General features: G+C 59.7%; 16 protein-coding genes and 1 pseudogene. 13 read left to right on the plus strand and 4 right to left on the minus strand.

Going from position 1 to position 13,328, the window contains the following annotated elements:
* The first annotated feature begins 137 nt into the window (after positions 1–137).
* The 4 genes from phaC to ABYA88_RS00120 all read left to right on the plus strand — a co-directional run bounded on the left by phaC (position 138) and on the right by ABYA88_RS00120 (position 5,048).
* Positions 138–1,817: a class II poly(R)-hydroxyalkanoic acid synthase gene (phaC, locus tag ABYA88_RS00105; RefSeq protein WP_373184371.1), complete on the plus strand. Its 1,680-nt coding sequence runs from the start codon at positions 138–140 to the stop codon at positions 1,815–1,817.
* 23 nt (positions 1,818–1,840) lie between these two features.
* Entirely contained in the window at positions 1,841–2,698 is an 858-nt protein-coding gene (phaZ, locus tag ABYA88_RS00110) for a poly(3-hydroxyalkanoate) depolymerase (protein WP_373184372.1), read from the plus strand.
* A gap of 88 nt (positions 2,699–2,786) precedes the next feature.
* On the plus strand, positions 2,787–4,424 hold the full coding sequence (locus ABYA88_RS00115) for a PHA/PHB synthase family protein (protein ID WP_373184373.1): 1,638 nt from the start codon (positions 2,787–2,789) through the stop codon (positions 4,422–4,424).
* Between the two features lie 9 nt (positions 4,425–4,433).
* The gene (locus ABYA88_RS00120; RefSeq protein ID WP_373184374.1) at positions 4,434–5,048 is read left to right on the plus strand and encodes a TetR/AcrR family transcriptional regulator; all 615 of its coding nucleotides are present in this window, start codon (positions 4,434–4,436) and stop codon (positions 5,046–5,048) included.
* Between the two features lie 98 nt (positions 5,049–5,146).
* Here ABYA88_RS00120 and ABYA88_RS00125 read toward each other — a convergent pair.
* The 4 genes and pseudogenes from ABYA88_RS00125 to ABYA88_RS00140 form a co-directional block, all read right to left on the minus strand.
* Positions 5,147–5,562, minus strand: a pseudogene (locus tag ABYA88_RS00125) (phasin family protein).
* Between the two features lie 173 nt (positions 5,563–5,735).
* Positions 5,736–6,461: a phasin family protein gene (locus tag ABYA88_RS00130; RefSeq protein ID WP_373184375.1), complete on the minus strand. Its 726-nt coding sequence runs from the start codon at positions 6,459–6,461 to the stop codon at positions 5,736–5,738.
* 19 nt (positions 6,462–6,480) lie between these two features.
* Positions 6,481–6,903: a phasin family protein gene (locus ABYA88_RS00135; RefSeq protein WP_373184376.1), complete on the minus strand. Its 423-nt coding sequence runs from the start codon at positions 6,901–6,903 to the stop codon at positions 6,481–6,483.
* Positions 6,904–7,001: 98 nt separating this feature from the next.
* Positions 7,002–7,277 carry a polyhydroxyalkanoic acid system family protein gene (locus tag ABYA88_RS00140; RefSeq protein WP_373184377.1) on the minus strand — a complete coding sequence of 92 codons (276 nt, stop codon included), beginning with the start codon at positions 7,275–7,277 and terminating at the stop codon, positions 7,002–7,004.
* A 155-nt stretch (positions 7,278–7,432) separates the two neighbouring features.
* Here ABYA88_RS00140 and ubiE point away from each other — a divergent pair, with 155 nt between their 5' ends.
* Genes ubiE through ABYA88_RS00185 form a run of 9 tightly spaced genes read left to right on the plus strand, consistent with a single transcriptional unit; the run spans position 7,433 to position 13,325 of the window.
* On the plus strand, positions 7,433–8,194 hold the full coding sequence (gene ubiE / locus ABYA88_RS00145) for a bifunctional demethylmenaquinone methyltransferase/2-methoxy-6-polyprenyl-1,4-benzoquinol methylase UbiE (protein ID WP_373184378.1): 762 nt from the start codon (positions 7,433–7,435) through the stop codon (positions 8,192–8,194).
* Positions 8,194–8,817: an SCP2 domain-containing protein gene (locus tag ABYA88_RS00150; RefSeq protein ID WP_373184379.1), complete on the plus strand. Its 624-nt coding sequence runs from the start codon at positions 8,194–8,196 to the stop codon at positions 8,815–8,817. Before ubiE ends, ABYA88_RS00150 begins: the two co-directional genes overlap by 1 nt.
* A complete protein-coding gene (gene ubiB, locus ABYA88_RS00155) occupies positions 8,814–10,406 on the plus strand; it encodes a ubiquinone biosynthesis regulatory protein kinase UbiB (RefSeq protein WP_373184380.1) in 1,593 nt (530 codons plus the stop codon). Before ABYA88_RS00150 ends, ubiB begins: the two co-directional genes overlap by 4 nt.
* 58 nt (positions 10,407–10,464) lie before the next feature.
* On the plus strand, positions 10,465–10,869 hold the full coding sequence (gene hisI / locus ABYA88_RS00160) for a phosphoribosyl-AMP cyclohydrolase (RefSeq protein WP_373184381.1): 405 nt from the start codon (positions 10,465–10,467) through the stop codon (positions 10,867–10,869).
* On the plus strand, positions 10,862–11,194 hold the full coding sequence (locus ABYA88_RS00165) for a phosphoribosyl-ATP diphosphatase (RefSeq protein ID WP_373184382.1): 333 nt from the start codon (positions 10,862–10,864) through the stop codon (positions 11,192–11,194). Before hisI ends, ABYA88_RS00165 begins: the two co-directional genes overlap by 8 nt.
* Positions 11,195–11,216: 22 nt before the next feature.
* The gene (tatA, locus tag ABYA88_RS00170; protein ID WP_373184383.1) at positions 11,217–11,453 is read left to right on the plus strand and encodes a twin-arginine translocase TatA/TatE family subunit; all 237 of its coding nucleotides are present in this window, start codon (positions 11,217–11,219) and stop codon (positions 11,451–11,453) included.
* Between the two features lie 6 nt (positions 11,454–11,459).
* Positions 11,460–11,852: a Sec-independent protein translocase protein TatB gene (gene tatB / locus ABYA88_RS00175; RefSeq protein WP_373184384.1), complete on the plus strand. Its 393-nt coding sequence runs from the start codon at positions 11,460–11,462 to the stop codon at positions 11,850–11,852.
* The gene (gene tatC / locus ABYA88_RS00180) at positions 11,842–12,621 is read left to right on the plus strand and encodes a twin-arginine translocase subunit TatC (RefSeq protein ID WP_373184385.1); all 780 of its coding nucleotides are present in this window, start codon (positions 11,842–11,844) and stop codon (positions 12,619–12,621) included. Before tatB ends, tatC begins: the two co-directional genes overlap by 11 nt.
* Entirely contained in the window at positions 12,618–13,325 is a 708-nt protein-coding gene (locus ABYA88_RS00185; protein ID WP_373184386.1) for a 16S rRNA (uracil(1498)-N(3))-methyltransferase, read from the plus strand. The genes tatC and ABYA88_RS00185 overlap by 4 nt, the downstream gene beginning before the upstream one ends.
* Positions 13,326–13,328 lie beyond the last annotated feature (3 nt).

Below are 13,328 nucleotides of genomic sequence, written 5' to 3' on the forward strand. Positions count from 1 at the left end.
CAGCAGCATCAGGCCATGCTAAGTTGTCTCATATGAACACACTTTCTGGCGATCTGCCGTTTTCCTAACAGCTCGCCAAGCCGTAATTCCCGAACTGTCAGCAATGGCTGAAAACTGCTACTACGGAGCTTTACCCGATGGCCCAAAACAAGAATGAAGAACTCAGCACAAGAGCCAGCGAGAGTATCCTGGGACCCAACCCAGTAATTGGTGCGCCCACGCGCGACATAATCAGTACCGCCAGACAGGTCATGCGCCAGACGGTCAAACAGCCGGTGCACAGCCTCAAGCATATCGGTCACCTGTCGATGGCAGTGACCAAAGTCATGCTTGGCCGCTCTGAAATAGCCCCGGCACCGGAAGACAAGCGCTTTCTGGACCCCACCTGGAGTCAGAACCCCCTGTACCGCCGCTACATGCAGAGCTATCTGGCCTGGCGCACCGAGCTGAACGATTGGATCACCTCATCCAACCTGCCGGAACAGGATGTCACGCGAGCACAGTTTGTTATCTCACTGCTCACCGAAGCCATGGCACCGACCAACACGGCGCTCAATCCGGCAGCGGTGAAACGCTTTTTTGAAACCGGCGGCAAGAGCATCCTAGACGGTCTGACTCATATGGCCCAGGACATCGCCAATAACGGCGGCATGCCCAGCCAGGTCAACATGAATGCGTTCGAGGTGGGCAAGAACCTCGCCGTCACCAAGGGCTCGGTGGTGTTTCGCAACGAGGTACTGGAGCTGATCCAGTACAAGCCACTGACCGAGGAAGTCTACGAACGCCCGGTACTGGTGGTACCGCCACAGATCAACAAATTCTATGTGTTCGACCTGTCACCGGAAAAGAGTCTGGCCCGCTACCTGACCGCAAACCACATGCAGACCTTTGTCGTGAGCTGGCGCAATCCGACCAAGGCCCAGCGCGAATGGGGTCTGACGACCTATATCGAGGCCCTGAAAGAGGCCATTGACGTCGTCCTGGAGATCACCGGGAGCAAGGATCTGAGCATGCTAGGCGCCTGCTCCGGCGGTATCACCACCGCTTCCCTGCTCGGCCACTATGCGGCTCTGAAAGAAAAGAAGGTCCACGCCTTTACCTTGCTGGTCAGCGTTCTCGACACCGGCATCAAGACGCAGGTCGCGCTCTTTGCCGACGAGCGCTCGATTGAAGCTGCGCGACGGATGTCCTATCAGAATGGCGTGCTGGAAGGCAAAGACATGGCCAAGGTGTTTGCCTGGATGCGCCCCAATGACCTGATCTGGAACTACTGGGTGAACAACTACCTGCTGGGCAATGAGCCGCCGGTATTCGACATCCTGTTCTGGAACAACGATACTACGCGCCTGCCTGCGGCCCTCCATGGCGAGTTCCTGGAGATGTTCAAGACCAACCCGCTGACCCGACCCAAGGCCCTGGAAGTGTGCGGCACGCCCATCGACCTCAAGCAGGTCAAGGCCGACTTTTTCTGTATCGCGGGACTCAACGACCATATCACTCCGTGGGATGCCTGTTACAAGTCCGCCAAGCTGTTGGGTGGCAAGTGTGAGTTTGTGCTTTCCTCAAGCGGTCACATTCAGAGCATCCTGAACCCGCCAGGCAATCCCAAATCGCGTTTTTTCACCAATACGCACATGCCCGACGATCCCAAGCAGTGGCTCGAGACCGCCACCAAACAGTCGGACTCCTGGTGGGCCTACTGGCGCGACTGGCTGCACGCCCGTGGTGGCAAGATCAAGCCGGCGCCCGCAAAGCTGGGCAACGAAAACTATCCGCCGATGGAAGCGGCGCCCGGGACTTACGTCCACGAACGCTAGGAGCGTTTAACCGAGATCGATACATGCCTCAGAATTTTGTATTTCGCACCATTGAGCTCAATGGTCAGTTTTTGAGAACTGCCGTGCGGCCGGGCACCAGCAACCTTCCACCGCTGCTGGTCTTCAATGGCATCGGGGCGAACCTCGAACTGGTTTTTCCGTTCGTCAAGGCTCTGGATCCGGACCTGGAAGTCATCGTATTCGACGCGCCCGGTGTCGGCGGCTCATCAACGCCCGGGACACCGTTCCGCTTTCCGGGCCTGGCCAGGCTTGCCGCACGGATGCTCGACTATCTCGATTACGGCCAGGTCAATGTGATCGGCGTCTCATGGGGCGGTGCACTGGCACAGCAATTTGCCCACGATTATCCAGAGCGCTGCAAGAAACTGATTCTGGCAGCCACCTCTCCGGGCTTCTTCATGGTGCCGGGCAGACCTCACGTGCTGCTGAAAATGGCCAGCCCAAGGCGTTACATTCAGCCTTCCCACGTGCTCAAGATTGCACCTGACATCTACGGCGGCGGATTCCGCCGGGATCCGGACCTCGCTCGCGGCCACGCTTCCAAGGTTCGCTCGTCCGGCAAGTTGGGTTATTACTGGCAACTGGCGGCAGGCCTGGGGTGGACCAGCATCCACTGGTTGCACAAGATCCGGCAGCCTACGTTGGTAATGGCTGGCGACGACGACCCACTCATTCCGCTGGTCAACATGCGCATGATCGCCTGGCGTATTCCGAACTCCGAGCTGCATGTAATCGACGACGGCCACTTGTTTCTGATTACCCGCGCCGGGGCTGTCGCTCCAATCATCATGCGCTTCCTCGCCGAAGAGCGGCAACCAGCGGTTATCCGGCCGCGCGTCGAGCAGGTTGCAAAACACTGATTGCACCGCGCGGCCAGGGCAACACCGTGCCGGGCAGATGGAGTAGACTGCAAAATCATCCCTTTTGTATCTGGACAAGGACCGCTGGATGCCCGAGAGCAGTGCCCACACCGGATCGGCGGAGCTGGCAGGCGATCTCGTTGACAGCCTGCACGCGTTGCTGAAAACGCTGCCGGAACAACACTCCCACCACCTTCGCCATATCACTGCGCTGGCCCGCCAGCTGCTGAGCGCGGCAAGCGGATCGGGGTCACTCCCCGTTCCACCGCGCGAAAGTCGATTCGATCATCCCGCCTGGCAATCCAACGCCCTGCTCCAGCGTGCGCTGCAAGTCTGGCTAGGCAGTAATGCTCAGTACCAGCAATGGCTGGACGGCCTGGACATTGCCGAACCTGACCGCGCCCGCCTGCGCCAGGCTGGCGACATCGTCAGCGCCCTGCTCGCACCCAGCAATACCCTGCTCAATCCGGAAATACGTCAGCGCCTGCATGAGACACGCGGGGCCAGCCTCTGTCAGGGAGCGCGGAATCTGGCAACCGACCTGCTACTGCAGCAGCCATTGGCTCCGCTGTGCGCAGAAAACGCGTTCCATGTAGGGCGCGATCTGGCGGGTAGCCCCGGCCAGGTAATACTGCGCGAGCCGCTCTTCGAGCTCATCCAGTACAGACCCACCACGAGCCAGACCCATGCCAGACCGCTACTGATCGTGCCGCCACCGCTCAACCGGTTCTATCTGCTGGATCTGACCCAACGTACCAGCCTGGTCAGGCATGCGCTGGATCAGGGGCTGCAGGTGTTTCTGATCAGTTGGCGCAACCCACGAACAGAACATAGCGAATGGGGCTTCAACCATTACGTGAGCGCCTGCGATCGCGCGCTTGAGGCCACAAGCGAAGTCGCCGGGGGTGTGCCGGCGAGCCTGCTCGGGGTATGCGCCGGCGGCGTGCTCGGCCTATTGCTGCAGGGAGTGCTGCACTGCCGCGGCCAGGCCGCCAGGATCAGCGCCGCCAGCTATCTGGTCACGCCAATCGATGCGCGGCTCGATACCGGCCTGCTGCGCATGTGCGGGCCGGCCGCGCGTCAGCAGCTGCGGGCCAGAGTCTGGCGCCACGGGTACCTGCCGGCGGCAGATCTTGCCCGTGCATTTTCCTGGCAACGACCGCACGAGTTCGTCTGTCCGCAAGCACTGGACCGCTACGCAATGGGCCGCGACCCGACCCCGCGCACCATCCTGTCCTGGAGTCAGGACTGCACCCGCCTGCCTGCGCGTCTGGTCGAGGATCTGCTCGATTATTTCGAGCGTGACCCCTTTGTCCGCCCTGCGAGCCTGGTAGTGCAGGGGTGCGCCATCGATCTCAGTGCGCTCACCACACCCAGCTGGCATATGGGCGCGCAACATGACCACATCGTACCCTTTGCCAACAGCTTTCCGGCTGGCCGGCTGGGCGGTGACAGCGTTTTCGTGCAAAGCCACAGCGGACATATCCAGAGTCTGGTCAATCCATCCGATCATGCGGGCGCCTGGTTTCGCGCAGGCGCTGTCGGAGCCGGCGCTTTACCCCATTGGCTGGCGGAAAATCAAATGCAGACAGGAAGCTGGCGACACCACTGGGCAACCTGGCTGAAGAGCCACAGCGGTCCGTTGGGCCGAGCCCCTTCACAGCTCGGCAACCCGACGTTTGCGCCCCAGGAGCCGGCTCCGGGACGCTATGTACACCAGTCATGAGGAATAGTGATGAAGACACGTGAACGTATCCTGCAATGCGCACTGGAACTGTTCAACGAGCATGGCGAGCCCAATGTAACCACGCTGGATATCGCCAACGAGCTGGATATCAGCCCCGGCAATCTGTATTACCACTTTCGCGGCAAAGAGGCCCTGCTGGAAGAGCTGCTCGCCGACTTCATCGACAGAACGCACGGACTGCTGCATCCGCAAACACATCCCGAAGCGCTCGAGCCAGAGGACTACTGGCTCTTTCTTCACCTGCTGTTCGAATCAATCATCACCTATCGCTTCCTGTTCCAGGACCTGTCGAACCTGATGGGCCGTTACAGCCTGATCGCGCGCAGCATGCGGCTATGGGTCGATGCGCTGCGCTCCACGCTGGGCAGCCTGCTACTCGCCCTGCGCGAACAGCAGCGCTTGCAATGCGACAGCAAGGCTCTGCAGCGCCTGCTCGATGCGCTGTGCCAGACAGTGCTGTTCTGGCTTGATTATCAGCGCATCAGCCAGCGCGAAGACGGAGAACCCACCGAGGCAGTACAACAGGTGCTGGGGTTGTTGCTGCCCTACCTGGATACGGACACCCGCAACTGGATGAGCAACCTGATGGAGCGTTACGACTGACGGGTCCTGCATTTGCTCGGCACGGAAAACTGACAAAAAAACCCGACCATCGGCCGGGCTTCTTCTCCGCTGGCGGCAAAACGGCTGCGGCTATAGCTCTATTGAGACTTTTTCAGCGCCTTCGAAACCTCATCAAGCTTGGAATTCAGTGTCTCCATCTCCCTGCTGCTCGGGATTCCGAAGCGGCTGAGAAATTCTGCGCGACGTTCTTCAAGCGTTTTGGAAACCTTCTGCAGGCGCCCCCGGTAACGTCCTCGAAACGGGACTTCAATTCAGCCAACTTCTCGTTGGCGTTGTCTGCCTGCTCGGAGAAGAGCTCCTTGCCCTGCTTCTCCAACTCTTCGCCCTCGGCGACGAGCGTCTTGAAGTAATCCATGCTGTCCTTGCCGGCCTTGGCGCAGGCGCCCAGCCCTGCCAGCCAGAACTGACGCGTCCGCGTCTTCATCCCGCCGGAGATCTCGTTGAAAAAGTGCGCCCCTGACTCGAGGATATCGTCTGTTTTTACATTGGCCATGATCGTTACTCCCTGCTTGAAAGAAAGGTTCAGGAAGCTGTGAAACTGAAGCCTCAAAAACAGACTAACCAGTCATTCTAGAAAAACATACTAATGACGTTCTTTAGGCAATAAAAAACCCGACCTGCTTGCGCGGGTCGGGTTTGCTTTCAGAGCCAGCTGTCTGTCAGCGATCAGCTGTTAGACGGCTTGTCCGCCGAAGTTGCCGGGCTGGTCGCTGCGGGTGCCGCCGGAGCGGTCGCATCGGTCTTGCCTGGAGCCGCCTGCGGCTTGGCAACAGTACGCGAGCTTGCTGCTGCTCGCGGCTTGGCCGGGGCCTTGGGCTTGGCCCGCGCTTTCGCGGCGGCCGGAGCCTTGGCCGGAGCCGTCTTGGCCGCAGATTTCACTGGCGGCTTGGCGGCTGTTTTCGCCGGTGGCTTGGCAGCAGCTTTCGGAGCAGCCTTGGGCGCTACTTTAGCGGGCGCCTTTGTACTGGTCATCTGGCTGATCAGCCGAGTCAACTCGTCGACCTTCGCATTCAGTGCTCTAACTTCATCACGCGAGGGCACTCCGAGGCGGGAAACAGCGCTGTTGAGACGCTTGTCAAAAGCAGCTTCAAGCTCGTCCCATCGACCGGAAACCTTGCCCCTGGCCTTGTCGACCTTGGACTTGGTTGCCTCGACAGAGTCCTTCTTGCTCTTGCTGGCTTTGCCCTTGACGGCCTCGACCTGTTTGTCGATTTCGGCCTTGGCCGCTTTTTCAGCCTGCTCGCCATCCTTGATCAGCGTATCGAAGAGTTTGACACCCTCCTTGCCGACCTTGGCGTAAGCGCCCAGTCCAGCCAACCAGATCTGGCGCGAATAGTTTTCTATATCGCTGACCCAGCCCGTATCCTTGTCCTGCTTTTTCTTGCCCGCCATGGAGTAACTCCTCTGTGACTTACTTGCTTTCCATCGACTTGATTGCAGCCGTCAGATCATCCAGCTTAGCAGACAACTGGTCAACGTCCTTCTTGCTCGGGATGCCCATGCGGCCAAGCGCAGAAGCTACGCGCTCGTCGAAGACTTCCTCGACCTTGTTCAGGCTGCTACCAGTGCGAGTCTGGAAGCGCTCACGCAGGCTCTCGACCTTAGTGTTCACGCGGCTGGTGGCTGACTCGATCTGGCTCGAAACAAGTTCCTTACCCTGCTTCTCGACGGCTTCGCCTTCGTTGACCAGCTTCTTGAAGTAGTCTGCGCCTTCCTTACCAGCCTTGGCGTAGGCACCCAGGCCGGCCAACCAGATCTGGTGAGCGTAGTTCTTCATGTCGCCGGTAACCGATGCGGTGTTTTCTTCAACTTTCTTGGCTGTAGATTTGGCCATGTTGGTAACTCCTCAAATGGATCAAAAGTGGACCGGATATCGATCCTTGGAGCCCAAGTTACCGATCAGAATTAGAAAACACATACTAAAAGGACAAATCAGCTCAGATACTTGTCCAGTGCCTTGTCGATCTCGCCTTTGACCATGCCCGCCATCGGCGTGAGCATCAGGCCCAGCTTGACGGTGACCCGCACCTGATCCTCGCCCACGCTGATACAACCGTCTGCACCGCTGCGCTTGAACGTGAGGTCGTCGCCTTCCCAGGTACATTTCGCGTCCAGTTTCTGTGCCAGCTTGTCGGCCAGCTTCTGCGCGCGCACGCGCGCCTCTTCCTTGCCCAGATTATGTTCGCGGGTAATATCGACAGTTGCCATCGGGGGATCTCTCTCGTTGGATTCAAGGGCCATAGCATGCCCCAAAGCCGGCCCAGCGTCATCCTGGCCGTGCGACAGCCTGTCCGCCTGAAAACCCCCGCTCAGGCCGAAAAAATGGTTAGAATGGACGCTGATTTGCCCAGGCAGACGAGCCAATGACAGACGAGCAGAAAACAGATCGCACCACCCACTTCGGCTATCAGACAGTCGACGAGTCAGAGAAAGCAGCGCGGGTAGCCGACGTGTTCCACTCGGTAGCCGCCCGCTACGACCTGATGAACGACCTGATGTCCGGAGGCATCCACCGTTTGTGGAAACGCTTCACTATCGAGCTGTCCGGTGTGCGCCCGGGTAACCGCGTACTCGATATCGCCGGCGGTACCGGTGATCTCACCCGCAAGTTCTCCAAACTGGTGGGCATCGAGGGCGAGGTCGTACTGGCCGATATCAACGACTCGATGCTCAAGGTCGGCCGTGACCGGCTGCTCGATTGCGGCGTGGCAGGTAATGTGCGTTTCGTGCAGGCCGACGCCGAGGCGCTACCCTTTCCGGACAACCATTTCGATTGCATCACCATTGCTTTTGGTCTGCGCAACGTCACCCACAAGGATCGCGCGATTGCGTCAATGCTGCGCGTACTGAAGCCCGGTGGTCGTCTGCTGGTGCTGGAGTTCTCCAAGCCGGGTAACAAGCTGCTGTCCAAAGCCTATGACCAATACTCGTTCACCTTGTTGCCACTGATTGGCAAGCTGGTCACCAACGATTCGGAAAGTTACCGCTACCTTGCAGAATCCATCCGCATGCACCCGGACCAGGAAACACTCAAGGCGATGATGGAAGAAGCCGGGTTCGCTCGCGTGACCTATCACAACATGACCGGCGGCGTGGTCGCACTGCACCGGGGAATCAAGCCCTGATGCTGACCCGTTCGGTGCTCGCCGCAGCAGAGCGCAGCCTCAAGCTGGCGCTGGATCGCGACCCGCTCACGGCCAGACGCCTGGCAGCACTGGAAGGCAAAACCATTCTGATCCAGGCCAGCGATCCTGCCTGGCTGCTCTATCTGCAACCGGGCGTGGACGGCATTCGCCTGGCGATGGACAGTCCTGCCGATCCCGACTGCACCTTGAGCGCGCCCACCCGCCTGCTCGTGCAACTGTTCATCAGCGAGCGACGCCAACGACTACTGCAGGACCCGCAGCTGCAGCTCAGTGGCGACAGTCAGGTGCTTGTCAGCCTGCAGAATGCCATGGCTGATCTGCGCCTGGATGGTGAAGCCGAACTCGCGCGCTGGCTCGGGCCGGTAGCGGGCCACAGCATTGCCGGCGTGGCGCGAAGCGGCTGGCAGTGGGGCGGCGAAGCCAGACAAACCCTGAGTCGTGGCCTGGCCGAATACCTGACCGAAGAAAGCGGCCAACTGGTCGGCAATGCCGAAGCCCGCGCCTGCGCCGACCAGCTATACCAGCTGCGCCTGGATCTGGATCGCCTGGAAGCCCGGGTAAACCTCCTGAGCGTAACCGACCCGGAACCCCCAGAAGCATGAATCCGACCGCCCTTCTGCGCCTGCTGCGCATCGCCCGCATATTCACGCGCTACCGCCTCGACCAGTTGCTCTGGGCGTTTCCGCTGCCGTGGTTTGCCCGGCTGTTACTGCGCCTCGGGCCCTGGCGCCTGAAACCCGTACCCCGCGACCTCAGCCGCGGTGCACGCCTGCGTCTGGCCTGCGAGGATCTGGGTCCGGTGTTCATCAAGTTCGGTCAGATTCTCTCCACCCGCCGCGATCTGCTCGCCGATGATATTGCGCTGGAGCTTGCCCGCCTGCAGGACAAGGTGCCGCCCTTCCCCGCCGAGCAGGCCCGCCGGCGTATCGAGGAGCAGCTCGGCCAGACCATCGACTCGGTGTTCAGCAGCTTCAGCGACGAGGCGCTGGCCTCGGCCTCGGTTGCCCAGGTGCATGCCGCCCGTCTGCACAACGGAGACGAGGTGGTGGTGAAAGTGATTCGTCCGGGTATTGGCCAGACTATCCACCAGGACATGCAGTGGCTGTTCCTCGCCGCAAAACTGCTCCAGCGGGTCTGGGTAGAGGGCCGTCGCCTGCGGCCGGTGGAGGTAGTCAGTGATTACCAGAACACCATTTTTGACGAGCTCGACCTGTATCGCGAGGCAGCCAACGCATCCCAGTTGCGCCGTAACTTCGAGGATTCGCCCCTGCTCTACATTCCCAGAATCTATTGGGACTGGAGCCGTCACAAGGTACTGGTGATGGAGCGCATCAACGGCCTGCCGGTGACTGACATGGAGGGCCTGCTGGACCAGCGTACCGACATGAAGAAGCTTGCCGAACGCGGCGTGGAGATATTCTTCACCCAGGTCTTCCGTGACAGTTTTTTCCATGCCGACATGCATCCGGGCAATATCTTCGTCTCGCGCAGCCATCCATGGAATCCGCAATACCTGGCGGTCGACTTCGGCATCGTCGGCAGCCTGACGCCGGAAGATCAGAACTATCTGGCGCGCAACCTGATGGCCTTTTTCAAGCGCGATTACCGCCAGGTGGCGCAGCTGCATATCGACTCCGGTTGGGTACCCGCCGACACCCGGGTAAATGAATTCGAAGCAGCCATCCGCAGCGTCTGCGAGCCGATATTCGAGCGTCCGCTGAAAGACATATCCTTTGGTCAGCTGCTGCTGCGCCTGTTCCAGACGGCAAGACGTTTCAACATGGAAGTACAGCCACAGTTGGTGTTGCTGCAAAAGACCCTGCTGAACATCGAGGGTCTGGGCCGCCAGCTCTACCCCGACCTCGATCTCTGGAGCACCGGCCAACCCTACCTGGAACGCTGGATGCGCGAGCGCGCGATGCCGGCGCACCAGCTGCGGCATTGGCAACAGCAGCTGGAACAGGTTCCCGCCCTGCTGCACAGCGCCCGCCATGCCTTGGATAACCTGCCCGAGCGTCAGCCGAAAGTCGTGGTGCGTTCCGGCAATAGCGCCGTGCGCCTGGCCGGTCTTTTGCTGGTGTTGTTGGGGGCCAGCCAGTTGGGTGGCGATCCGGCTGAATGGGCCCAGGCAGAGCTCTCCAACTGGCTGCTGCTGGCGCTCGGTGGCTGGCTGGTATTGCGTCGCGCGTAGATTACATACCACTGGCGCAACCCGCCCCATAACTGGCACACTTCCACGCATGACCGACATGACTGAAAACACCGACTGGCTCGAGTGCGTGAAATGGGGTGCCGACGGCCTGATTCCCGCGATCGCACAGGATATCCATACCCAGCGCGTGCTGATGGTGGCATGGATGAATCGCGAGGCATTGCAGCTTACTGCCGCTGAAGGCCGCGGCATCTACTGGTCCCGCTCGCGGCAGAAACTCTGGCGCAAGGGCGAGGAGTCCGGACACGTGCAGGTACTGCACGAGTTGCGGCTGGACTGCGATGCCGATGTGATTATCCTGATGGTCGAGCAGATCGGCGGTATGGCCTGTCACACCGGACGCGAGAGCTGCTTCTACCGGGTTCTGCGCGACGGCGAGTGGCAAGCTGTGGACCCGGTCCTCAAGGACCCCGAGCACATCTATGAGCACAAGCATGAATGATACTCTCAGGCAGCTGGCCGCTGTGTTGGAGCAGCGCAAGCAGGCCAGTGCCGATAACTCCTACGTGGCCAGCCTGCACGCCAAGGGGCTGAACAAGATTCTCGAGAAAGTCGGCGAGGAATGCACTGAAACACTGCTCGCCGCGAAGGATTGCGAGCATCGCCAGGACAAGTCCGAGCTAATCGGTGAAACGGCTGATTTGTGGTTTCACAGCATGGTCATGCTCAGCCATCTGGGTCTGGGTCCGGACGATATACTCGATGAGCTGGAACGACGTTTCAATCTATCCGGTCTCACTGAGAAGGCATCCCGCCAACTGAAATAGGGCATCGCCCTGGAGGTTTCCAATGGGTTTTGGTGGCATCAGTATCTGGCAACTCGCGATCGTACTGGCGATCGTTATTCTGCTTTTCGGCACCAAGCGCCTGAAGAGTGTCGGCAGCGATCTGGGCGAAGCGATCAAGGGTTTCCGCAAGTCGGTCGGCAACGAAGACGAAAAGCCCCCGGTACAGGACAAGACCAGTGGCGAGACCCTCGACGCCGAGGCCGAACGCAAGAAGCAGGAAACACGGTCGGGAGACTGATCGTCCATGTTCGATGTCGGGTTCTTCGAATTACTGATCATTGGCATCATTGCCCTTCTGGTCCTCGGCCCGGAGCGGTTGCCCGGTGCTGTGCGCATGGTTGGTCTGACCATAGGTCGGATAAAGCGTGGCTTTGCCGACGTGAAGTCGCAGGTCGAGCGGGAAATCGGTGCTGACGAAATCCGCCAACAGCTGCACAACGAGCGGATCATGAGCAACCTGGAGAAGCAGGCAACGCATATCGATCCTCCAGCCTCGAATGTGAAATCCGGTCGTAACGCGACTGTCACGGACACGGAGCAGACTACAGAATCAGTTGAGCCTCCCAGCCAAGACACCGACCCTGAAGACTCCGATAAACGTGCCGCCACCCAGCAAAATTTCCGCAATGACGGATAAACGCACCCCCAGCCAGCTGGCCGAAGATATGCCCCTGGTGGCCCATCTCACCGAGCTGCGCTCCCGACTGCTGCGTATTGTTGGCATCTGGCTGCTGATCTTTGCCGGTCTTTTCTACTTCGCCAACGACCTGTACACATTCATTTCCGAACCCCTGCGCGTGTTTCTGCCGGAAGGCACCAGCATGATCGCAACGGATGTGGCTTCGCCCTTTCTGACGCCGTTCAAACTGGCGCTGGTCAGTGCATTGTTCCTTGCCATGCCGTTCATCCTGCACCAGTTCTGGAGCTTCATCGCGCCGGGCCTGTACAAGCACGAGAAGCGTCTGGCTATCCCGCTGCTGGCCTCAAGCATCGTCCTTTTCTACTCGGGCATGGCGTTCGCCTACTTCGTCGTCTTTCCGCTGGTATTCGGCTTCTTTACCAGTACAGCGCCAGACGGCGTGGCGGTGATGACCGACATCAACAAGTACCTGGACTTCGTACTGACGCTGTTCATGGCCTTCGGGCTGTCATTTGAAATCCCCATCGCAACCATATTGCTGGTGCTGGCTGGCGTGGTGGATGTAGCCAAACTGAAGGAGATCAGGCCGTATGTCGTGGTCGGCTGCTTCGTCATTGGTATGGTCCTGACGCCGCCGGATGTCATCTCACAGGCGCTACTGGCGATTCCGATGTGGCTGCTCTACGAACTGGGGATCCTGTTCAGCATGCTCATCAAGAAGCGCAAGCAGGCCGAGCAGCCACCGGAAGATCAGCCCGAGGCATGAATCTGGTATTGCTTCAGGATGCCGACTTTCTTTCCCATGACCGTGTCGAACTCCGGGACCGGCGCCTGCAGCAGCTGTGTAACGTGCATCGGGCGCAGCCGGGCGACACCGTCAAGGTGGGCGTACTCAATGGCCTGATGGGCGAAGGCCGCATCATCATTCTGAGTAAAGAGCGCGCCGAATTGCAGGTGAGTTTCAGCCAGCCTCCGCCGCCAAAGCTTCCGCTGACCCTGCTGCTGGCCATGCCCCGACCGAAGATGTTCCGTCGCATCATCCAGCACTGCGCGACCCTGGGGGTGTCTGAGATCATCCTGCTCAACAGCTATCGCGTGGAGAAAAGCTTTTGGCAGACGCCTTTCCTGCAAGCAGACCAGATCGAGCTGAACCTGATGCTCGGCCTGGAGCAGGCACGGGACACAGTGATGCCGCGGGTGCGCATCGAAAAACGCTTCAAACCCTTCGTCGAGGATGACTTGCCGGCAATCGTCGCAGGTTCGCTTGGACTGGTCGCCCACCCCGGCGATTACAGTGCCTGCCCCAGACAGGTTTCTAAGCAGGTGACCCTGGCCATCGGGCCGGAAGGTGGCTGGATTCCCTACGAACTCGAAAAATTGAGCGACGCAGGCCTTCAGCCAGTTCAGATTGGCGATCGCATTCTGCGCGTCGAGACCGCTGTTACGGCTCTGATTGGTCGCCTGTTCTGAGCT

It is taken from the genome of Halopseudomonas sp. (genome assembly GCF_041579695.1).
In the GTDB taxonomy this organism is placed as follows: domain Bacteria; phylum Pseudomonadota; class Gammaproteobacteria; order Pseudomonadales; family Pseudomonadaceae; genus Halopseudomonas.